Raw genomic sequence first — 20,092 nt, 5'->3', positions numbered from 1 at the left:
GGATGGCAATCCGGAGTGCGAACAGCAGTGAGGAGATCGCGGTGTCTGCAATGTCGGCGGGACGGCCAGCCCTGCGGATGGGACCCGCGGAGCTGGTGCAGGCGGCGGCCATGGCCCGCCGCTTCTACCTCGAGGGCAAATCCAAGATCCAGATCGCCGAGGAGTTCGGCGTAAGCCGCTTCAAGGTCGCCCGGGTCCTGGAGACCGCCCTGGAACGTGATCTCGTACGGATCGAGATCCGCGTGCCCGCCGAGCTCGACGCGGAGCGCTCCGACGCGCTGCGCGCCCGCTACGGGCTGCGCCACGCGGTCGTCGTCGAGTCGCCGCCGGAGGGCGAGGACGAGTCGCCCGACCCGGAGAACCTCGGCGAGGTCGCCGCCGACCTGCTCGGCGAGCTGGTGAACGAGGGCGACGTCCTGGGCCTGGCCTGGGGCCGCTCCACCATCCACATGGCGGCCGCCCTCGACCGGCTGCCGCCCTGCACGGTCGTCCAGCTCACCGGGGTGTACGACGCCGGCACCGCCGAGCGCGGCTCGGTCGAGGCGGTACGCCGTGCCGCCCAGGTCTCCGGCGGCGAAGCGCACCCGATCTACGCGCCGATGCTGCTGCCCGACCCGGCGACCGCCGCCGCGCTGCGCAGCCAGACCGGTATCGCCCGCGCCTTCGAGTACTTCGACAAGGTGACGGTCGCCGCGGTCTCCATCGGCTCCTGGGAGCCGGGCATCTCCACCGTCCACGACATGCTCAGCGACGAGGAGCGCGCCCACTACGCCTCCCTCGGTGTCGCCGCCGAGATGTCGGCCCACCTCTTCGACGCCCACGGCCGGCGCGTCGGCCGCGACCTCGGCGAGCGGTGCATCACGGTCGAGGCCGACCGGCTCCGCCGCATCCCCGAGGTGGTGGCCATCGCGGGCGGCCAGCGCAAGGCCGCGGCGATCGGCGCCGTCCTGCGCTCGGGGCTGGTCACCAGCCTGGTCACGGACACCTCGGCCGCCGACTACCTGCTCACGGAGTTCGCCCCGGGTCCGCGGCCGGCCTTGGACCGCGCCGACCCGGACGCATAGCGACGCTCTCGTAGGAAGCTACCAGTCCACCCCGGCGTGGCCTGGAGCTTTCGCCTGGGGTCGATACCGGCGGCGCCATGGGACAATGAAGTACGTGCGTTTTCCCCCCGGCTGAAATGCCCGGGGGCCAACTCCGAACGACTGGGATGTTCAGCACGTGCGTTTCCTCAATGACCTGAAGCCGCCGTACGACCTCACGTACGACGACGTATTCATGGTGCCTAGCCGCTCGGCCGTGGGCTCCCGCCAGGGTGTCGACCTGTCCTCCCCCGACGGGACCGGGACCACCATCCCGCTGGTCGTCGCCAACATGACCGCGATCGCCGGCCGCCGGATGGCCGAGACCGTCGCCCGCCGCGGTGGCCTGGTCGTCATCCCGCAGGACATTCCGATCGAGGTCGTCACCGACGTCATCTCCTGGGTCAAGAGCCGCCACCACGTGCTCGACACCCCGATCGTCCTCGACCCGCACCAGACCGTCGCCGACGCGCTGTCGCTGCTGCCGAAGCGCGCGCACAACGCCGGTGTGGTCGTCGACGCCGACCGGCGCCCGATCGGTGTCGTCACCGACCAGGACCTGACCGGTGTGGACCGCTTCACGCAGCTCTCCGAGGTCATGTCCAAGGACCTGCTGCTCCTCGACGCGGACATCGACCCGCGCGAGGCGTTCAACACGCTGGACCACCACAACCGCCGCTACGCCCCCGCCGTGGACGAGGACGGCCGCCTCGCCGGCATCCTGACCCGCAAGGGCGCCCTGCGCGCGACCCTCTACAGCCCGGCCGTCGACGCCAACGGCAAGCTGCGCATCGCCGCCGCCGTCGGCATCAACGGCGACGTGGCGGGCAAGGCCAAGCAGCTGCTCGACGCGGGCGTGGACACGCTCGTCATCGACACCGCGCACGGCCACCAGGAGTCCATGATCAGCGCGATCCGGACCGTGCGCGGCCTGGACCCGCACGTCCCGATCGTCGCGGGCAACATCGTCGCCGCCGAGGGCGTGCGCGACCTGATCGAGGCCGGCGCGGACATCATCAAGGTCGGTGTGGGCCCCGGCGCCATGTGCACCACCCGCATGATGACCGGCGTGGGCCGCCCGCAGTTCTCCGCCGTCCTGGAGTGCGCCGCCGAGGCGAAGAAGTACGGCAAGCACGTCTGGGCCGACGGCGGTGTCCGCCACCCGCGCGACGTCGCCATGGCGCTCGCCGCCGGTGCGTCCAACGTGATGATCGGCTCCTGGTTCGCCGGGACGTACGAGTCCCCGGGCGACCTCCAGCAGGACGCCAACGGGCGTCTGTACAAGGAGTCCTTCGGGATGGCGTCCAAGCGCGCCGTCCGCAACCGCACGAGCGAGGAGTCCGCGTACGACCGGGCCCGCAAGGCGCTTTTCGAGGAGGGCATCTCCCACTCGCGCATGTTCCTCGACCCGTCCCGGCCGGGCGTCGAGGACCTGATCGACTCGATCATCGCGGGCGTCCGCTCCTCCTGCACCTACGCCGGTGCCGGCTCCCTGGAGGAGTTCGCCGAGAAGGCCATCGTCGGCATCCAGAGCGCCGCCGGTTACGCCGAGGGCAAGCCGCTGCACGCCAGCTGGAGCTGACGCTCCGTCAATCGGCCGACCGTAACGGCCGGTGTGGCCCCCTGCGTCAAGAGGAAGGGGTCGTTTGCGCCATCGGCGTAAGCGGCCCCTTCGACTTTTCCAGGGCTTGACCGGATTCGGAGGCGTGCACTCGGGTAACCCGGGTACCCGGGCCTTGCGACCGTAGGAGAAGAATAGGGAGGGTGCAGTGTCCATGGCGACCACGATCTCGACGGGGACCGACGCTCCGACGACCCAGCTGCCGGACGTGCCGAACCCCGGCGAGGTGGCTCCGAGGGACGCGAAGGAACTTTCGAAGCGGTTCTTCGAACGGCTGGCCGTGCTGGAGGAAGGCACGGAGGAGTACCAGTACGTTCGCAACACGCTCATCGAGCTCAACCTGTCCCTGGTCAAGTACGCGGCCACGCGCTTCCGCAGCCGCTCCGACCAGATGGAGGACATCATCCAGGTCGGCACCATCGGCCTGATCAAGGCCATCGATCGCTTCGAGCTGAGCCGTGAGGTCGAGTTCACGACCTTCGCCATGCCGTGCGTGGTCGGTGAGATCAAGCGCTTCTTCCGGGACACCAGCTGGTCCGTCCACGTGCCGCGCCGGCTCCAGGAGCTCCGCATCGACCTGGCCCGCGCCACCGACGTGCTGTTCCAGCAGCTGGACCGCTCGCCGACGCCCGCCGAGCTCGCCGCCCACCTGGGCATGGAGGAGGACGAGATCATCGAGGGTCTCGTCGCCGCCAACGGCTACTCGGCCGGCTCCCTCGACCTGCCCCTGGACGACGCGGGGGACGCCAGCGCCTCGGAGACCCTCGGCGACCGGCTGGGCGAGCCCGACAAGGAACTGGATCTCGTCGAGAACGTGCAGGCGCTCAAGCCGCTCATCGAGGAGTTCGACGAGCGCGACCGCGAGATCCTGCGGATGCGGTTCGTGGACGAGATGACGCAGTCCCAGATCGGCGCCGAACTGGGTGTGTCGCAGATGCATGTGTCGCGGTTGCTGGCGCGGATCACCGCACGGCTCCGGGAAGGCCTGCTGGCGGTGGAGTGAGGTGGAGTCGCGCGCAGGCTCCGGGCCCGAGCGGCCCGGAGCCTACGCGTGTCCGGCCTACGCGTGTCCGGCCTGCGCGTGTGTGGCCTACCCGGTGTGTGTCTCAGAGCCGCGGCCCTTTCGGCAGGACCGCGGCGCTTCCGGCAGGGCCGTGCCGCAGTGCTCGTCAGGGCTGTGGCGCTCGTCAGGACCGTGCCCACACCGCCCGGACCGTCTTGCCGCCCGCGTGGCGCCGGACCTCCACCCGGCCGGCCAGGCTCAGCACCATGGGCCAGCCGAAGCCCCCGCCTCCGGCGAAGTCCGGCGCCCGCACCTCCGGGGCGCGGGCGCTTCCGTCGTCGATCTCCACGCACAGTTCGTCCGCCTCGGCGCGCAGCCGGAGGCGCCACCACCCCTGGGTGTGGCGCATGGCGTTCGCCGTGAGCTCCGTCACGACGAGCTGTACGGCGTCCCAGTCGGCCCACGGGCAGTGCTCGGCCAGGAAACCGGCGGTCACGCTGCGGACCGAGGTGCTGTCGCCGGGCGGTGACTCCATGACATACATGGGCGGCTCCTCCTCGCGTCACCTTCTCGCCTACCCGGCCCCCGGGGGTTAACCACCGGGTGTCAACCCCCGAGGCTGCCGCCCGCGCGCCGGACGGTGAGGGCCACCGTGTCGTCCGGGTGCAGGATCACCGTGTGCATCTCCTCGGCGATGGCGGCCGGGATCTCCTCTATCGGCCGGTGCCGGTGGTTCCGCGCCGCCTTCGCCAGCCGCCGCTCGCCCTCGCGCGGGTCGCGGCGGCTCTCGGTGAGCCCGTCCGTGTAGAGCACCAGCAGATCGCCGGGGTCCAGCCGGTCCCGCAGCAGCCGCTCGCTGCCCGGCAGCGGGAAGCCGATGCCCCGGCCGCGTACCTCCAGCAGGCGGGTCTCGCCGTCCGCCCGTACGAGGAGGGCGGGAGGATGGCTGCCGTTGGCCATCACGAGCTCGCCGCTCGCCGGATCGAGCCGGACGAGCTGCACCGTGGCCATCAGCTCGTGGTCGAAGGTGGCCAGCACCTCGTCCGTGCGGGCCACGATCGACTCCAGGGGATGCCCCTCCAGCGCCAGCGTCCGTACGGCATGGGTGACGTTGAGCGCGCTGCGCGTACTGGTCAGCCCGTGCCCCAGGGCGTCCACCACCGTGATGTGCACCGTGCCGTCCGGCAGGACGAACCAGTCGTACAGGTCGCCGCCCGTCGGGGCGTGCTTCTCCGCCGGCTCGTAGTGCACGGCCAGCTCCAGGCCGGGCACCCGCACCGGCGGCGGGCGCAGCGCGTCCTCCAGCTGGCGCAGTATCCGCCCGTGCGCCTGCCGCAGCTGCTCGTCGCGCTCCTCCAGCTGTACGTAGAGGGCCAGCACGCCGCTGTTCGTCTCGGCCAGCTCGTGCTTGAGCCGCTGGTGGTCCGCGGCGAGCGCGTCCATGCGGTCGACCGCCGCGCTCAGCTCCTCCTCCAGGAGCTCCACCAGCCCCGGCGGACCGTCACCAGGCGGCTCGGCCGCCGAGGAACCGGACGCACCGGGGGAGGCCGCGGGCACCCGCCACACGGCCGCCGGCCCCGGCAGCCGCTCGGCCGGCAGCGGCAGCCCGTCCAGGGCCGGCCGGTGCGGTGCGTGCGGCATGTGGAGCCGTACGGTCAGCCGGCCCTCGCCGTCGGACGCGGCCGGGCCCGGGGGCACCGTCTCCAGGAACACCGGCCGCCCGGCCTGCAGCTCGGCGGCCGCCACCCGGGTCACCGACAGCGCCAGCCGGTAGCGCGTCTCGACGGACAGACCGGCCCGATGGGCGAGGCGGCGCAGCGTGGTGCGCAGCCCGGCGAGCGAGTGGTGCGTGGTGGTCTGCGGATTCATCGGTCTCTCGCTCATGTGTCCCTCCGTGCCGGGCCGAGGGTCAGGACGGTCGCGTCGTCCCTGCTGCGCCGGTGCGCGTGCACGAGGGCGGCGGCGAGCAGCGGGGCGGGCAGCGCGGTGAGGAAGGGCGAGGGGGAGTCCGCCCAGCGGGCGTCGACGCCGTCGCTGTGCAGGACCGATACGGTGCCGGGCTCGGCGGGGATCCGCTGCACCCGGGGGTCCGGCATGTTCCAGCCGACGACGCCCGGCTGGCCGCCGAAGCGCCGCCGTACGCCGCCCGGCGTCAGCAGCAGCCCGCGCACATTGCCCACGGAGGACACCTCCAGCACGTCCGCCGTCCGGCGCAGCAGGGCCACCGCGGCACCCCGGCTGTGCCGCAGCGCCCGGTTCATCGCCCGCAGCAGGTCCGGCAGCGGTTGCCCGGGGTCGCGGTGGAAGGTGCGCACGGCGAGCTCCGCGGCCTCGGAGGCGGGCGCGCCGTGGCCCAGGCCGTCGACGACCAGGGCCGTCTGGGCGCCGTCGGTCACCGCCACGCCCCACGCGTCCCCGCAGGCGCTCTCGCCGTCGGCGGGGACGCGTACCGCCCCGACGGCCGGTGTCCCGACCGCCGCCGGGCCGTCGTCGGCGCCCGGCTCGCCGAGCCGGGCGCACACCAGCGTCCCGGTGCCCTCCTTCGTACGGAGGGTGAACTCGTCGGCGATCCTGCGTACGGCTCCGAGGCCCGAGCCGAGTGAGCCGCCGGTGCTGTACCCGTCGGTCATGCAGCGCTCGGGGTCGGCCATGCCCGGGCCCCGGTCCACGGCGAGGACCTCCACCCCCCGGCGCAGCGGCAGCGGCTGCAGGTACAGCGACCCGTTGCGGCCGTGCCGGGCCACGTTGCTGGCGAGCTCGCTCGCCAGGACGGCCGCCCGGTCCGGCAGGGCGCCGACCAGCCCCTGTTCGAGCGCCGTCCGGCGGGCCGCGGAGGCGGCGAGCTGGACGGCGCTGTAGTGGTCGACCCGGATGTGGGTGGTGACGGACATCAGCGGTCGTTCCAGCGCGTGACGATGACGGTGGTGCCCCCGCCCGGGGCACTGCGCACCTGAAACTCGTGCATCAGCCGCCGCGCTCCGCCCAGGCCGTGGCCGAGCCCCGTACCCGTGGTGAAGCCGTCGGCGAGCGCCTTCTCCACGTCCGGGATGCCGGGGCCCTGGTCGCGGACGGTGAGCCGCAGACCGCGCCGGCCCGACGTGGCGACGAGCTGGATCTCCAGGGTGCCCCCGCCGCCGTGTACGTAGGCGTTGCGGGCGAGTTCGCTGGCCGCCGTGACGATCCTGGTCTGGTCGACGAGCCCGAAACCGGCCGCGATCGTCGCGGCGCGCACGGCATGGCGCGCGGCCAGGAGGTCCTCCTCCGAGGCGACGGGGTAGCGGGCCGCGCCGGGCGGAGGATCAGCGGCGGCGGCCTGCGGGTCGGCGGCGCCGACGCGGCCGTCATCGGTCCGGCCGTCATCGGTCCGGCCGTCATCGGTCCGGCCGTCATCGGTTCGGCCGTCACCGGTTCGGCCGTCACCGGTTCGGCCGTCACCGGTCCGGGCCTGGTCGGTGCGGGGCGTGGGCCGGCCTCTGCCGGCGGACTCGGTCACCGGGCCCCGCTGGGGTACCAGCTCGACACCCGGCGCCAGCCGTTCACCGTGGAACGTCACTCAGGACCTCCCGCCGGGGGATGGGGCATGGGACATGCGGTGCCAGCCGAGGGCCGTCAGGCCCTGCTCCGCGTTGAGCGCGGTCTCGACACCGGTCAGCTGGAGCCCGAGTTCGACCAGGGTGATGGCGACCGCCGGCCGCATCCCCGCCACGATGACCCGCGCTCCCAGCAGACGGGCCATGGTGGCCAGCTCCATCAGGGTGCGCGCCACGAACGAGTCGATGATCTCCAGGCGGGAGATGTCGATCAGCACCCCACGGGCGCCGTCGGCGGCGATCCGCTCGGTGAGTTCGTCGGTGAAGGCCACCGCCGACTGATCGTCCAGCTCGTTGAGCAGCCCGGTGATCAGCACGTCACCGAGCCGCAGGATGGGGACGCCCGTGGCGCGGCGCGTGGTCACGCGCTCACCGACCGGGCCGGGGCCGAAGCCGGGTCGACGTCGGGCTGGTCGGTGAGCCGGATCGCCGCCGCCAGGGCGTCCGCCAGGGTCGCCCGCGTCAGAATGGTCGACAGGTCGATGCCGAGCTGGGCGATCGTCTGCGCGATGGGCGGCCGGATCCCGCTGATGACGCAGTCGGCGCCCATCAGCCGTACGGCGTTGACCGTGTGCATCAGGTGCTGGGCGACGGCGGTGTCCACGGCCGGTACGCCGGTGATGTCGATGATGGCGATCTGCGCCTCGTTGTCCTGGATCGCCTGCAGCAGGCTCTCCATCACCACCTGCGTCCGCGCGGTGTCGAGCGTGCCGATCAGCGGCACGGCCAGCACGTGCCGCCACAGCCGTACGACGGGCGTCGAGACTTCGAGCAGCTGCCGGCTCTGCCGCTGGATGATCTCCTCGCGCCCCTCCACGTACGTCTCGAAGGAGAGCACACCGGCCGCGTCCAGCAGCCGGTTGATCAGGATCGCGGCGGAGAAAAGGTCGGCCGAGTCGCGCGTGGTGTGCTGGACCGCGGAGAGCAGCGCCTCCTTGAGCGACAGCACGGCCATGGAGGTGGCGGTCGGCGAGACGCCCGCCCGCGCCCGGCGCAGGGACAGCTCTATCACCGTCTGCCGCAGCTCGTTGCGGGACGTGACCAGCCGCTCCACGGGCGTATCGCTCGCCAGGCCGGCGGCCAGGGCGGAGATGAGCAGGTCCGCCTCCTCCCGCACCTCCTGCTCGCTCATGTCCGAGCCGAGCACCGACGCCTGCTCCAGCTGCAGCCGGACCCACCGGTCCGCGATCTCCTCCTCGCGCTCCCGCAGAGCCTCGCAAAGGCGGTCACGCGCACTGGTTTCGCTGATGTTCACAAGCACCTCTCCCAATCGGAAACGGGCGGACGGGTTTCCGGATTCGGGTGCCGGAAGATCGGATGTACGCGGCCCGTTTCTCATGTTCAACGGCCGTTGGATCGTAATGGCGTGGCGGAATCGGAGGAAAACCCCCTTGTCGCGCCAGGCCGGAAGGGCGGTGACCGGAGCGCCGGTCACCGCCCTTCCCGCCCTTCTCCGCCCGTCTCAGCGCGCGGCCGTCGTCAGCGAGGGGGCGGTGGTCCGGCCGCCTCCCGCCTCCAGCACTCGTCTCGCCACCCGCAGCGCGTCCCGTACGTCCCGCGTGCCCGTCGACACGCACAAGGTGTAGGCGGTGTCCTCGCGTTGACGCGTGAGCGCCGGATCCGGAGCGGACGCCGAAGCGGCCGCGGACAGCTCCTCGTACCGCGCCACGAGCTTGCGCAGGACCGTGGGGTGGGCCATGAGCACGACAGAACCTCCTCGGATGGATGTCACCGACCGAAGGCGCCCCTACCCCGAGTTCGCGCGCTCATTCCGGTGGTGCGGCGACTCGCCCCGACCCGCCCCGGCCCGTGTACGGGCGCAGCGCCCGGGCGACCGCCGCCGCGATCAGGGCGTGGCCGGTGTCGTCGGGATGGAGCCCGTCGACCAGGTGCTCCGGCCGCAGTACGTCGCGGCCGGGGAGCAGCGACAGCCGGGTGTCCCCGGCGGCCACCAGGTCCCGTACGGCCTCCTCCATGGCCGTGCGCAGCTGGGCCAGCGTCGCGCCCAGCGCGTTGGGCGTGGTCTCGGCGTCCGGGCGCAGCACCGGCGAGACCAGCAGCAGCGGCGTGTCCGGGTGCCCGCGCCGTACCAGGGCGACGAACGCCCGCACCGTCTCGTACAGCAGCGGCGCGGAGAACGGGGTGCCGGACCAGCAGTTCGTGCCGAAGGCGAGGGTCAGCAGCTCGGCGGGGAGGGCCGCGAGCTGCTCGGCGACCGGCAGCTCACCGCGCGCGGAGCCCGCGTAGCCGAGGTTCACCGCGTCGACGCCGAGCATGCGCCCGGCGACGGCGGGCCACGCGTGCGCGGGGCGGGTCGACCACCAGCCCTCGGTGATGGAGTCGCCGTGCACCACCCAGCGCGGCCTCGGCGCGGCGGGCGCGATGCCGCCGCCGACCGCCCGCACCCCGAGGACCACGGGCCCGACGGCCTCGGGCGGGTGGACGGTGAAGGGTCCGAGACGGCTCCGAGTCGAGGTGGAGTCTCCGGGGAGCTCCAGGATGACCGTGGCCTCCTCGGCGCCGTCCTCCTCCGGTTTCGTGCACGTCTCGCCGACGCACCGCTCGCCCTCCCAGAGCGCGAAGCAGTGCCCGAGCGCGCGCAGCGGGTCCGCGCCGTCCGCATACTCCGCGCCGTCCGCATTCTCCGCGTCGTCCGCGGAGTCGCCGTCGTCCGCGTGGCCGTGTCCCTCCGGTACGGACGTCCGGTAGCGGACCTCGACGGCGCGGGTGCCCGGCGAGGCCGTGAACTCCAGGCGTACCCCGATGGGCAGCGCGGCCCGCTGGGCGGTGTCCCACGGCAGCCGGGCCAGCGCGCCCGGCGCGGCGCGCACCGCGCGGCCCCGGCACCGCGGGTCCAGCCAGGCCGTACCACGCAGAAAAGGCACCGGATCCAGCCAGCTCATCAGGGGTCTCCCTCCGGTCTGCCACGCTCGGCGAAAGTGCCTGCTCCCGGCCCCAATGTGTCGATTCGTGCGGCAGGGCGCAATGTTTCCCCGTCCGTGCCCCAAGTGCGCAATGATCATGCGCCGATGCGCAACAACGCTTCATTACAAGCGCGAAGCTCGGCGCTTAGGCTCGTGCCCCGTACCAGGAGTGGCGGCGACCGCCCGCTCGGCGGTCCCCTTCCCCCTCGGGTGGCGTTCGACGCGCCCGTGAGCCGCCGCGGAGTCGCCGTCGCCGACCCCCGCAGCGATGAAGGAGCCTCCGCAGTGCTGGACCAAGGCGCAGCCCCTCCCGCCACCGAGCCATCCGCGCCCAAGGCGTCCGGGCTCTCCGCTCTCACTCGGCGCAAGCCGGTGGATGTGCTGGTCGCAGAGGGTGGGCAGGGTGAGGGCGGCAGCCTCCGCCGCTCGCTCTCCATGTGGCAGCTGACCATGATCAGCATCGGTGCCACGCTCGGCACCGGCATCTTCGTCGTCCTCGGCGAAGCCGTCCCGCTGGCCGGCCCGGCCGTCACCCTGGCCTTCGTCTTCGCCGGTCTCACGGCGCTCTTCTCGGCCCTCTCCTACGCCGAACTGGCGGGCACCATCCCCGTCGCCGGCTCGTCGTACTCGTACGCGTACGCAACGATGGGCGAACTCGTCGCCTGGGTCTGCGGCTGGTGCCTGCTTCTGGAGTACGGCGTGTCCGTCGCCGCCGTGGCGGTCGGCTGGGGTGACTACCTCAACCAGCTCCTCGACGGCACGATCGGCGTCACCCTGCCCGCGGCGCTCACCGCGCCCCCCGGCGAGGGCGGCATATTCAACCTGCCCGCCCTGATCGTCGTCATGCTGGCGATGGTGTTCCTGCTCGGCGGCGCCAAGGAGTCCGCCCGCGCCAACACCATCATGGTGGGCGTCAAGATCGCGGCGCTCGTCCTGTTCTGCGCCATCGGCTTCATGGGCTTCACGTCCGGCAACTACTCCGACTTCATGCCGCTCGGCGTGAGCAGCGTCGGTGCCGCGGGCGCCATCCTCTTCTTCTCGTACATCGGCTTCGACGCCGCCTCCACCGCGGGTGAGGAGGCCAAGGACCCCAAGCGCGACCTGCCGCGGGCGATCATGCTCTCGCTGGTCATCGTCACCGCGCTGTACGTGCTCGTCGCGGCCGTCGCCGTGGGCGCCTGGGACTGGAAGAAGTTCGAGGGCTCCGAGGCCTCGCTCGCCGCGATCATGAACGACGTCACCGGTCAGAGCTTCTGGGGCACGCTGCTCGCCGCCGGCGCGGTGATCTCCATCGCCAGCGTCGTCCTGACCGTGCTCTACGGCCAGACCCGCATCCTCTTCGCCATGTCCCGCGACGGCCTGGTGCCGAAGGTCTTCGGCAAGGTCAGCCCCAAGACCGGCACCCCGCGCGTCAATACCGTGATCGTCTCGCTGTTCTGCGGCATCCTCGCCGCGGCGATCCCGCTCGGCGAGCTTGTCAACGCCACCAGCATCGGCACGCTGTTCGCCTTCGCGCTGGTCAACATCGCGGTCGTCGTGCTCCGCTTCACCCGTCCCGAGCTGTCGCGCACCTTCAAGGTGCCGTTCGGCCCGCTCTTCCCCGTGCTGGGCTTCATCTTCTGCGGCTACAGCATGTACAGCCTCGACATGATCACCTGGGCCTACTTCGGTATCTGGATGGCCGTGGGTCTCGTGGTCTACTTCGTGTACGGCATGAGCCGCTCCAGACTGGCGACCGCAGAGAAGTGACCCACCCGTAGTGCGACTGAACGATCTCGACGAACGCATCGTCCACGCCCTGGCGGAGGACGCCCGCCGCTCCTACGCCGACATCGGCTCGCTCGTGGGCCTGTCCGCGCCCGCCGTGAAGCGGCGCGTGGACCGGCTGCGGGCGGAGGGCGCCATCACCGGCTTCACGGTGCGGGTCGACCCGGCCGCGCTCGGCTGGGAGACCGAGGGCTTCATCGAGATCTACGCACGCGGCAACACCTCGCCCGAGACCATCCAGCGCGGTCTCGAGCGCTACCCCGAGATCGCGTCCGCGTCCACCGTCACCGGTGACGCGGACGCGATCGTCCAGGTCTTCGCCTCCGACATGCGCCACTTCGAGCGGGTGCTGGAGCGGATCGCGGGCGAGCCCTTCGTGGAGCGCACCAAGTCGGTCCTGGTCCTCTCCCCGCTGCTGCGCCGCTTCTCGTCCGGCTCGCCCGCCTGACCGCGGGCCGTCAGCGCCGCGGCTCCCAGGGCAGCACCCGGAAGGTCCCGGAGCCCGGCTCCGTCTTCTCGAAGGGGGCCGAGCTGATGCACTTCGGCAGGTTGTCCGGGGTCTCCTGGGGCAGCCCCAGGGCCGCCCAGCTGTAGCCCAGCCGGTCCTGCCCGCCCAGGTCGTGCACCGAAACCCCGACCCTCTTGCCGACCGCGGCCTTCAGATCGCGGTCGGCCTTCGTGATGACGCCCGAGACGACGGCGACCTTGCCGCCGGTGATCAGGCAGTCCACCCTGGCCTCCGCCTTGCCGCCCCAATCGCCCACGTAGTGGCTGAAGCGGAAGGTGCCGTGGGCGTTCAAGGGGTTGTCGTTGTCCTCGGCGTCCAGGTGGGCGTCGAAGGAGACGGTGACCTTGTCGCCCGCCGGACGCGCGAGCATCGCCGTACCGGTCAGCGCCGCCGCCTCACGGGCGCCGCCCGTCCGGGCCGGTCCGTCGTCGGTGGCCAGGGCGGGGCCCGCGGCCCCGGCGGCGAGCAGCACTGCCAGCCCGACGGCGACGATCTTGATACGACGGTTCATCGTGGAAGCCCTTCCGGCCGGTGATCGGTCGTCCCTCACTGTTCCGTCCGGCCCCCTTCCGCCACATCGCGCGCAGGTGGGATCCGCCCTCCGCCGCCCGGCGGGGCCACCCTCCGCCCGGTGGGGGAGCTGCTCGCAATGAATCTCCGCCGACCGCCACATCCGCGCAACGGATCAACGGTCGGTCCGCAACGGTCATGCCTTGTCCCGGAAGAGCGCCGGACCGTACCGTTTTGAACGTCTTCTCGACGCCTTCCCCGTCCTCCCGCACCCCGACCGAGGTCTGCCGATGCCGCCGCTGCGCACCGCCCTGCTCCAGAGCTCCGGACAGCCCGGTGACGTCGCCGCCAACCTCAAGGTCCTCGACGAGGCCGCCGCCCGCGCCGCCGCCACCGGCGCCGGCCTGCTGGTCGCGCCCGAGATGTTCCTGACCGGGTACGCGATCGGCGACGGCGTCGCCCGGCTCGCCGAGCCCGCCGACGGCGACTCGGCCGACGCGATCGCCGAGATCGCCGGGCGCCACGGACTCGCCATCGCGTACGGCTACCCGGAGCGCGACGGGGACACGGTGTACAACTCCGCGCAGCTGATCGGCCCCGACGGCACCCGGCTGCTGAGCTACCGCAAGACCCACCTCTACGGCGGCTTCGAGAGCGACTCGTTCACCCCCGGCGACCAGCCCGTCGTCCAGACCGAGCTCGGCGGCCTGCGCGTCGGCCTGATGATCTGCTACGACGTGGAGTTCCCGGAGAACGTCCGGGCGCACGCGCTCGCCGGCACCGACCTCCTCCTGGTGCCGACCGCACTGATGCACCCGGCCGAGGTCGTCGCCGAGTCCGTCGTACCGGTGCGCGCCTTCGAGAACCAGCTGTACATCGCGTACGCCAACCGGACCGGCCAGGAGGGCGACTTCGAGTTCGTCGGCCTGTCCGCCCTCGCCGGCCCCGACGGCACCGCCCGCGCCCGCGCCGGCCGCGCCGAGGAGCTGGTCACCGGCGACGCCGACCCCGAGCTGCTGCGCACCTCGCGCGAGGCCAACCCGTACCTGCGGGACCGCCGCCCCGGCCTCTACACCTCCCTGACCTGAGCCCCCCGCTCACCCCTCTTTCTTCACCCGTGCAAGGAGTCCGTACCCCATGACGTCCACGGTGCCCACCGCCGTCCAGCACACCGACGCGCAGCCGCCGATCACCATGTTCGGACCGGACTTCCCGTACGCGTACGACGACTTCCTGGCCCACCCGGCCGGGCTCGGCCAGATACCCGCGACCGAGCACGGCACCGAGGTCGCCGTCATCGGCGGCGGGCTCTCCGGCATCGTCGCCGCGTACGAGCTGATGAAGATGGGCCTCAAGCCGGTCGTCTACGAGGCCGACCAGATCGGCGGCCGCCTGCGCACCGTCGGCTTCGAGGGCACCGGCACCGAGGGCCTGACCGCCGAGATGGGCGCCATGCGCTTCCCGCCCTCCTCGACCGCGCTCCAGCACTACATCGACCTGGTGGACCTGGAGACCCGGCCGTTCCCGAACCCGCTGGCCGAGGCCACCCCGTCGACCGTCGTCGACCTCAAGGGCGAGAGCCACTACGCGCAGACCATCGACGACCTGCCGCAGGTCTACCGCGACGTCGCCAAGGCGTGGAACGACTGCCTGGAGGAGGGCGCGGACTTCTCCGACATGAACCGCGCCATGCGCGAGCGCGACGTCCCGCGCATCCGCGAGATCTGGGCCAAGCTCGTCGAGAAGCTCGACAACCAGACCTTCTACGGCTTCCTGTGCGAGTCCGAGGCCTTCAAGTCCTTCCGGCACCGCGAGATCTTCGGCCAGGTCGGCTTCGGCACCGGCGGCTGGGACACCGACTTCCCCAACTCCATCCTGGAGATCCTCCGCGTCGTCTACACCGAGGCCGACGACCACCACCGCGGCATCGTCGGCGGCTCGCAGCAGCTGCCGCTGCGCCTGTGGGAGCGCGAGCCGGAGAAGATCGTCCACTGGGAGCAGGGCACCTCGCTGGCGAAGCTGCACGGCGGCGACCCCAAGCCCGCCGTGACCCGCCTGAACCGCACCGCCGGCAACCGCATCACCGTCACCGACGCGAACGGCGACATCCGCACCTACCAGGCGGCGATCTTCACCGCCCAGTCCTGGATGCTGCTGTCCAAGATCGCCTGCGACGACTCGCTCTTCCCCATCGACCACTGGACGGCGATGGAGCGCACCCACTACATGGAGTCGTCCAAGCTCTTCGTCCCGGTCGACCGGCCCTTCTGGCTGGACAAGGACGAGGAGACCGGCCGGGACGTCATGTCGATGACGCTCACCGACCGCATGACCCGCGGCACGTACCTGCTGGACGACGGCCCGGACAAGCCGGCCGTCATCTGCCTCTCGTACACCTGGTGCGACGACAGCCTCAAGTGGCTGCCGCTGTCCGCGCAGGAGCGCATGGAGGTCATGCTCAAGTCGCTCGGCGAGATCTACCCGAAGGTCGACATCCGCAAGCACATCATCGGCAACCCGGTGACCGTGTCCTGGGAGAACGAGCCCTACTTCATGGGCGCGTTCAAGGCCAACCTGCCGGGTCACTACCGCTACCAGCGCCGCCTGTTCACGCACTTCATGCAGGACCGGCTGCCCGAGGACAAGCGGGGCATCTTCCTCGCCGGTGACGACATCTCGTGGACGGCCGGCTGGGCCGAGGGCGCCGTGCAGACCGCGCTGAACGCCGTGTGGGGCGTCATGCACCACTTCGGCGGCGAGACCGACCCGTCCAACCCGGGCCCGGGCGACGTCTACGACGAGATCGCGCCGGTCGAGCTGCCGGAGGACTGAGCACCGCACCGGTCCACGGGTGTCAGCAGCATCCGGCTCACCAGGCCCACGGAGCGGTCGAGGCGTTCGGTGAACTCCTCGGCCAGCTCCGGCAGGCCGGGGAACCGGTGCAGCTGCCACAGGGAGCGGGCCGCGAGCCACGCCGCGTCGCGGGCCCGCTCCAGGCTCCAGCAGCCGAGCAGATGCGTCAGCGGGTCCGCGACCTCCAGCAGGTCCGGGCCCGGCATCACCTCTTCGCGGATGCGCTCCTCCAGCAAGGTGAGGATGTCGCCCACGCGGTCGAACTCCCTCTCCAGAGCCTCCGGTTCGCAGCGGAGCGCACGGCAGGTGTCCACCACCGCCAGCGCCAGGTCGTGCCCGATGTGCGCGTTGATACCGGCGAGCGCGAACTGCAGCGGCCGTACGCCGGGATGGCGGCGGTACTGGAACAGCGGCCGCCAGCACGCCGGCGGGCGCCCGCCCGCGGCGACCGCGTCCACCGCCGCGAGGTACCGCCCCGCGAAGCGGACGTCCAGGGTGACGGCGGCCCGCCGGTCCACGAAGCCGCCCGCGTCGATGTGCCGGCCGATCTCCTCGGTGACCGTCAGATAGACCCGGTTGAAGACCGCCACCCCGTCGCTCTCCGGCCACAGCGAGCGCAGCGCCCGCATCCGGGCCACCACGGGGTCGACGGAGCCGGCCGTCGACGTGAACTGCTGGGTCTGTGCCATGGGTGCAGGGTGGCAGTCGGTACGCACCCAGGGGTGCCGTCGAGCCGTGCTTCCCCGAAACGGGGGAACCGCCGGCTGGGGGAAGGCGCCTTCGGGGGAGGGGGATCTCACGGTGTCAGGCGTACGCGCACAGCGGCGGGAGCGGCGGCGGGAGCGGCTCGAGCGGCGGCGTACCGCTCGGCGTCACGCCATGGCGGCCACCGCTTCGGTGATCGTCGCCGTCGGAGCGGCCGGCGGCGTGCTCGCCGCGACCGGTGGCGGCGCGCGGAACGACACGGCCCACGTGGCCGAGGCCTCCGGCAGGGGGCTGCCGGACCCGCTGCCGCTGCCCGCGCGGCCGAGCCTCCTCCTGCCCTCCCTCGCGCCGCCCCCGCCGCCGCCCAGCCCGTCCGCCGCGCCCTCACCGAAGCCGAAGCCGAAGCCGACGTCCTCGCCGACGCCGGCGTCCCCGCCCACCTCGGCGCCGTCATCGACACCAGCCGCAACGGCAACGGCGCGCCGGCGCCCGGCAAGTGGTGCGACCCGCCCGGCCGCGCCCTGGGCCGTACGCCCACGACCACGACCGGCGAGGCCCGGATCGACGCCTACCTGTGGGTCAAGCTGCCGGGCGAGTCGGACGGCTGCTCGGGCGCGGCGGGGGAGTTCTCCGCCGGCTACGCCTACGACCTGGCGACCGGCTGACCACCCTCCGGGGTACCGCTGTCGGTGCCGTCGGTGCCCTCGGTGTCGTACGCGGACGTGCCCGAGTCCAGCAGGGGCTCCTGCGGGTCCGCCTTCATGTGGGCGGGGGCGAAGGCGCGCAGCACGTGGTAGCCGGTGATGACGACGATCGTGCCGAGCGCGATGCCGCCCAGCTCGAAGTTGTCGGTGATCTTCAGATTGACGCCGCCGACGCCGATGATGATGCCCGCGGCGGCCGGGACCAGGTTGAGCGGGCTGCGCAGGTCGACCTTGGCGTTGAGCCAGATCTGCGCGCCCAGCAGACCGATCATCCCGTAGAGGATGACGGTGATCCCGCCCAGCACACCGCCGGGGATGGCGGCGACGACCGCGCCGAACTTGGGGCACAGGCCGAAGAGGAGCGCGAAGCCGGCGGCGGCCCAGTAGGCGGCGGTCGAGTAGACGCGGGTGGCGGCCATGACGCCGATGTTCTCGGAGTACGTGGTGTTCGGCGGGCCGCCCACGGCGGTGGACAGCACGGACGCGGCGCCGTCCGCGGCGATCGCGGTGCCCAGCTTGTCGTCGAGCGGGTCGCCGGTCATCTCGCCGACGGCCTTGACGTGTCCGGCGTTCTCCGCGACGAGCGCGATCACGACCGGGAGGGCGACGAGGATCGCGGACCACTCGAAGGCGGGCGCGTGGAAGGAGGGCAGCCCGATCCAGTCGGCCTTGGCCACGCCGGACAGGTCCAGGCGCCAGTGGTCGACGGCCTCGGCGCCGCCCAGCGGCGAGTGGATCTTCCCGAAGGCCAGGTCGAACACCCAGGAGAGGACGTAGCCGAAGACCAGTCCCAGGAAGATCGCCACACGCGACCAGAAGCCGCGCAGACAGACGACGGCGAGCCCGGTGAAGAGCATCACCAGCAGCGCGGTCCACTGGTCCTGCGGCCAGTACGTCGACGCCGTGACCGGCGCCAGGTTGAACCCGATCAGCATGACCACGGCGCCGGTCACGACCGGCGGCATCGCCGCGTGGATGATCCGCGCCCCGAACCGCCGTACCGCGAGCCCCACCAGGAACAGCACGGCGCCGACCACCAGCACCGCGCCGGTGACCGTGGCGCTGTCGCCGCCGGTGGCCCGGATGGTGGCGGCCACGCCGACGAAGGAGAGCGAGCAGCCCAGGTAGCTGGGGACCTTGCCGCGGGTGGCGAGGAGGAAGACCACCGTCGCCACGCCGGACATCATGATCGCGAGGTTGGGGTCGAGCCCCATCAGGACGGGCGCCACGAACGACGCGCCGAACATGGCCACCACGTGCTGTGCGCCGAGGCCGACCGTACGCGGCCACGAGAGCCGCTCGTCGGGCCGGACGACGGCTCCGGGCGCGGGTGTCCGGCCGTCGCCGTGCAGGCTCCAGCGCACGCCGAGGTTCATGGGGGTGGCTCCACTTCTCCGGTTCGTTCTCCGGTACGGGGGCCGCGGCCTCGCGGCCGGGTCCCGGCCGGGGAGCGGCCGAAAAAGACCGGTCGCCATGGTAGTGCGACTTTCCTACGAACCCGGACGGACGTGCGTGCGCGGACTGCCCCGCTAGCGCCGGGCCTCCGCGCCCGCCCCCGCCCGCGCCGCCGTCCGGTCGCCCGTGCGCAGCACGCCCGCGCCCACCACCAGGCCGAACGCCAGCAGCGTGACCAGGCCGAACGACACCGTCAGCGACGTCACGTCGGCCACGCCGCCGATCGCCGAGGGGGCGATGAGGCCCGAGGTGTACGTGATGGTGGCCACGCCCGCGATCGCCTGGCTCGGGTTCGGGCCGCTGCGCCCCGCCGCGGCGAAGGCCAGCGGTACGACGGCGGCGACGCCGAGCCCGATGAGCCCGAAGCCCGCCAGCGCCACCGCCGGGTGCGGGCCCAGGACCACCAGGACGCCGCCGAGGGTCGCCGCGAGGCCCCCGACCCGTACCGTGCGCACCGCGCCGAACCGGTCCACGACCTTGTCGCCGACCAGCCGCGCCACCGCCATGGTCAGCGCGAACGCGGTCGTGGAGGCGGCCGCCAGGCCCGCCGACGTACCGAGCTGCTCCTTCAGGTAGACCGCCGACCAGTCCAGGCTGGCGCCTTCCGCGAACACCCCGCAGAAGCCGATGAGGCCGATCACCAGCGCCGAGCGGGGCGGCAGCGCGAACCGTGGCGGCGCCTCCTCGTCAGGCGCGCTGCGCAGGTCCAGCACGCCCTGGCAGAACACCATCCCGAGGACGGTGAGGACGACGGCCGCGGCGAGGTGGTGCAGCCGGGCGTCGCCGCCGAGGTGCGCGGCGAGCGTCCCGGCGGCCGAGCCGATCAGCGCGCCCGCGCTCCACATGCCGTGCAGACTCGACATGATCGACTTGTCCAGGCGGTTCTCGACCTCGACGCCCAGCGCGTTCATGGCCACGTCGGACATGCCGGCGGTGGCGCCGTAGACGAAGAGCGCGGCGCACAGGGCGTAGACGTTCGGCGCGAGGGAGGGCAGGGCCAGCGAGAGGGTCCACAGGGCGAGCAGGCCGCGCAGCGCGCTGCGGGCACCGAAGCGGTGGGTGATCGTGCTCGCCAGCGGCATCGCCAGCGAGGCGCCGATCGCCGGGAAGGCGAGCGCGAGGCCGAGCTGGCCCGCGCTGACCCCGGCGTGGTCCTGGATCCAGGGGATGCGGGTGGCGAAGCTGCCCGTCACGGCACCGTGCACACAGAAGACGGCGGCCACGGCGAACCGCGCCCGCTTCAGCCGCTCCCTGCCGAACGCCACGTCCTGTGCCATCGGCCCCTCCGTCCGTCCCGTCGTTTCCCGGACCACGTAAATTATCAGGAAGCCTGCCTGATAGTAAGCTCGTATGACGAGTCCTGAGAGGAT

20 protein-coding genes and 1 pseudogene are annotated in these 20,092 nt (G+C 72.4%); 8 read left to right on the top strand and 13 right to left on the bottom strand.

Going from position 1 to position 20,092, the window contains the following annotated elements; genetic code table 11:
- Positions 1-50: 50 nt before the first annotated feature.
- The 3 genes from AB0A69_RS31855 (at position 51) to AB0A69_RS31845 (ending at position 3,706) form a co-directional block, all read left to right on the top strand.
- Positions 51-1,064: a sugar-binding domain-containing protein gene (locus AB0A69_RS31855; RefSeq protein WP_361429263.1), complete on the top strand. Its 1,014-nt coding sequence runs from the start codon at positions 51-53 to the stop codon at positions 1,062-1,064.
- Between the two features lie 157 nt (positions 1,065-1,221).
- Complete coding sequence (locus AB0A69_RS31850; protein WP_361429235.1) at positions 1,222-2,664, top strand: GuaB1 family IMP dehydrogenase-related protein; 1,443 nt, start codon at positions 1,222-1,224, stop codon at positions 2,662-2,664.
- 193 nt (positions 2,665-2,857) lie between these two features.
- Entirely contained in the window at positions 2,858-3,706 is an 849-nt protein-coding gene (locus AB0A69_RS31845; protein ID WP_361429233.1) for an RNA polymerase sigma factor SigF, read from the top strand.
- A gap of 184 nt (positions 3,707-3,890) precedes the next feature.
- On the opposite strand, the gene AB0A69_RS31840 is transcribed toward AB0A69_RS31845, so the two are convergent.
- The 8 genes from AB0A69_RS31840 to AB0A69_RS31805 form a co-directional block, all read right to left on the bottom strand.
- The gene (locus AB0A69_RS31840; RefSeq protein WP_361429231.1) at positions 3,891-4,250 is read right to left on the bottom strand and encodes an ATP-binding protein; all 360 of its coding nucleotides are present in this window, start codon (positions 4,248-4,250) and stop codon (positions 3,891-3,893) included.
- A 62-nt stretch (positions 4,251-4,312) separates the two neighbouring features.
- Positions 4,313-5,590: a PP2C family protein-serine/threonine phosphatase gene (locus AB0A69_RS31835; RefSeq protein ID WP_361429229.1), complete on the bottom strand. Its 1,278-nt coding sequence runs from the start codon at positions 5,588-5,590 to the stop codon at positions 4,313-4,315.
- On the bottom strand, positions 5,587-6,597 hold the full coding sequence (locus tag AB0A69_RS31830; RefSeq protein WP_361429227.1) for a SpoIIE family protein phosphatase: 1,011 nt from the start codon (positions 6,595-6,597) through the stop codon (positions 5,587-5,589). The genes AB0A69_RS31835 and AB0A69_RS31830 overlap by 4 nt, the downstream gene beginning before the upstream one ends.
- Entirely contained in the window at positions 6,597-7,259 is a 663-nt protein-coding gene (locus tag AB0A69_RS31825; protein ID WP_361429225.1) for an ATP-binding protein, read from the bottom strand. Before AB0A69_RS31825 ends, AB0A69_RS31830 begins: the two co-directional genes overlap by 1 nt.
- On the bottom strand, positions 7,260-7,661 hold the full coding sequence (locus AB0A69_RS31820) for an STAS domain-containing protein (RefSeq protein WP_361429223.1): 402 nt from the start codon (positions 7,659-7,661) through the stop codon (positions 7,260-7,262).
- Complete coding sequence (locus AB0A69_RS31815) at positions 7,658-8,551, bottom strand: STAS domain-containing protein (RefSeq protein WP_361429221.1); 894 nt, start codon at positions 8,549-8,551, stop codon at positions 7,658-7,660. Before AB0A69_RS31815 ends, AB0A69_RS31820 begins: the two co-directional genes overlap by 4 nt.
- A gap of 207 nt (positions 8,552-8,758) precedes the next feature.
- Entirely contained in the window at positions 8,759-8,995 is a 237-nt protein-coding gene (locus AB0A69_RS31810; protein WP_361429219.1) for a DUF5133 domain-containing protein, read from the bottom strand.
- Between the two features lie 67 nt (positions 8,996-9,062).
- The gene (locus AB0A69_RS31805; protein ID WP_361429217.1) at positions 9,063-10,199 is read right to left on the bottom strand and encodes a GDSL-type esterase/lipase family protein; all 1,137 of its coding nucleotides are present in this window, start codon (positions 10,197-10,199) and stop codon (positions 9,063-9,065) included.
- A 306-nt stretch (positions 10,200-10,505) separates the two neighbouring features.
- Between AB0A69_RS31805 and AB0A69_RS31800 the strand changes: the two genes are divergently transcribed.
- Complete coding sequence (locus AB0A69_RS31800; protein WP_361429215.1) at positions 10,506-11,969, top strand: amino acid permease; 1,464 nt, start codon at positions 10,506-10,508, stop codon at positions 11,967-11,969.
- Positions 11,970-11,979: 10 nt separating this feature from the next.
- Positions 11,980-12,435 (top strand): Lrp/AsnC family transcriptional regulator, encoded by a 456-nt coding sequence (locus AB0A69_RS31795; RefSeq protein WP_031078195.1) that lies wholly within the window; start codon positions 11,980-11,982, stop codon positions 12,433-12,435.
- A 10-nt stretch (positions 12,436-12,445) separates the two neighbouring features.
- Here the strand turns inward: AB0A69_RS31795 and AB0A69_RS31790 are convergent, their stop codons facing one another.
- Complete coding sequence (locus AB0A69_RS31790) at positions 12,446-13,006, bottom strand: Repetin (protein ID WP_361429212.1); 561 nt, start codon at positions 13,004-13,006, stop codon at positions 12,446-12,448.
- Between the two features lie 298 nt (positions 13,007-13,304).
- On the opposite strand from AB0A69_RS31790, the gene AB0A69_RS31785 reads away from it, so the two are divergent.
- Both AB0A69_RS31785 and AB0A69_RS31780 read left to right on the top strand, forming a co-directional pair.
- Entirely contained in the window at positions 13,305-14,093 is a 789-nt protein-coding gene (locus AB0A69_RS31785; protein ID WP_361429261.1) for a carbon-nitrogen hydrolase family protein, read from the top strand.
- Positions 14,094-14,142: 49 nt separating this feature from the next.
- On the top strand, positions 14,143-15,837 hold the full coding sequence (locus AB0A69_RS31780) for an NAD(P)/FAD-dependent oxidoreductase (protein ID WP_361429210.1): 1,695 nt from the start codon (positions 14,143-14,145) through the stop codon (positions 15,835-15,837).
- Here the strand turns inward: AB0A69_RS31780 and AB0A69_RS31775 are convergent.
- Together AB0A69_RS31775 and AB0A69_RS31770 are read right to left on the bottom strand one after the other, a co-directional pair.
- The gene (locus tag AB0A69_RS31775; protein WP_361429208.1) at positions 15,798-16,547 is read right to left on the bottom strand and encodes a DUF5995 family protein; all 750 of its coding nucleotides are present in this window, start codon (positions 16,545-16,547) and stop codon (positions 15,798-15,800) included. The genes AB0A69_RS31780 and AB0A69_RS31775 overlap by 40 nt on opposite strands.
- Before the next feature lie 183 nt (positions 16,548-16,730).
- On the bottom strand, positions 16,731-17,003 hold the full coding sequence (locus AB0A69_RS31770; RefSeq protein ID WP_361429267.1) for a hypothetical protein: 273 nt from the start codon (positions 17,001-17,003) through the stop codon (positions 16,731-16,733).
- Here AB0A69_RS31770 and AB0A69_RS31765 point away from each other — a divergent pair.
- Positions 17,004-17,228, top strand: a pseudogene (locus AB0A69_RS31765) (glycoside hydrolase family 6 protein); the annotation flags it as partial.
- On the opposite strand, the gene AB0A69_RS31760 reads toward AB0A69_RS31765, so the two are convergent.
- A complete protein-coding gene (locus tag AB0A69_RS31760) occupies positions 17,207-18,643 on the bottom strand; it encodes a solute carrier family 23 protein (protein WP_361429206.1) in 1,437 nt (478 codons plus the stop codon). The pseudogene AB0A69_RS31765 and the gene AB0A69_RS31760 sit on opposite strands and share 22 nt — an antisense overlap.
- Before the next feature lie 153 nt (positions 18,644-18,796).
- Positions 18,797-19,999, bottom strand: coding sequence for an MFS transporter (locus AB0A69_RS31755; protein WP_361429204.1), 1,203 nt, complete (start codon positions 19,997-19,999; stop codon positions 18,797-18,799).
- Positions 20,000-20,092: the final 93 nt, after the last annotated feature.

Source organism: Streptomyces sp. NPDC045431 (assembly GCF_040646655.1).
GTDB lineage: Bacteria > Actinomycetota > Actinomycetes > Streptomycetales > Streptomycetaceae > Streptomyces.
This window is presented reverse-complemented; position numbering and strand designations above follow the sequence as displayed.

Coding starts and splice junctions, on each gene's coding strand:
- AB0A69_RS31855 (WP_361429263.1), top strand. CDS start 51: ATGTCGGCGGGACGGCCAGCCCTGCGGATGGGACCCGCGGAGCTGGTG.
- AB0A69_RS31845 (WP_361429233.1), top strand. CDS start 2,858: ATGGCGACCACGATCTCGACGGGGACCGACGCTCCGACGACCCAGCTG.
- AB0A69_RS31840 (WP_361429231.1), bottom strand. CDS start 4,250: ATGTATGTCATGGAGTCACCGCCCGGCGACAGCACCTCGGTCCGCAGC.
- AB0A69_RS31835 (WP_361429229.1), bottom strand. CDS start 5,590: ATGAGCGAGAGACCGATGAATCCGCAGACCACCACGCACCACTCGCTC.
- AB0A69_RS31830 (WP_361429227.1), bottom strand. CDS start 6,597: ATGTCCGTCACCACCCACATCCGGGTCGACCACTACAGCGCCGTCCAG.
- AB0A69_RS31810 (WP_361429219.1), bottom strand. CDS start 8,995: ATGGCCCACCCCACGGTCCTGCGCAAGCTCGTGGCGCGGTACGAGGAG.
- AB0A69_RS31805 (WP_361429217.1), bottom strand. CDS start 10,199: ATGAGCTGGCTGGATCCGGTGCCTTTTCTGCGTGGTACGGCCTGGCTG.
- AB0A69_RS31790 (WP_361429212.1), bottom strand. CDS start 13,006: ATGAACCGTCGTATCAAGATCGTCGCCGTCGGGCTGGCAGTGCTGCTC.
- AB0A69_RS31780 (WP_361429210.1), top strand. CDS start 14,143: ATGACGTCCACGGTGCCCACCGCCGTCCAGCACACCGACGCGCAGCCG.
- AB0A69_RS31775 (WP_361429208.1), bottom strand. CDS start 16,547: ATGGCACAGACCCAGCAGTTCACGTCGACGGCCGGCTCCGTCGACCCC.
- AB0A69_RS31760 (WP_361429206.1), bottom strand. CDS start 18,643: ATGAACCTCGGCGTGCGCTGGAGCCTGCACGGCGACGGCCGGACACCC.
- AB0A69_RS31755 (WP_361429204.1), bottom strand. CDS start 19,999: ATGGCACAGGACGTGGCGTTCGGCAGGGAGCGGCTGAAGCGGGCGCGG.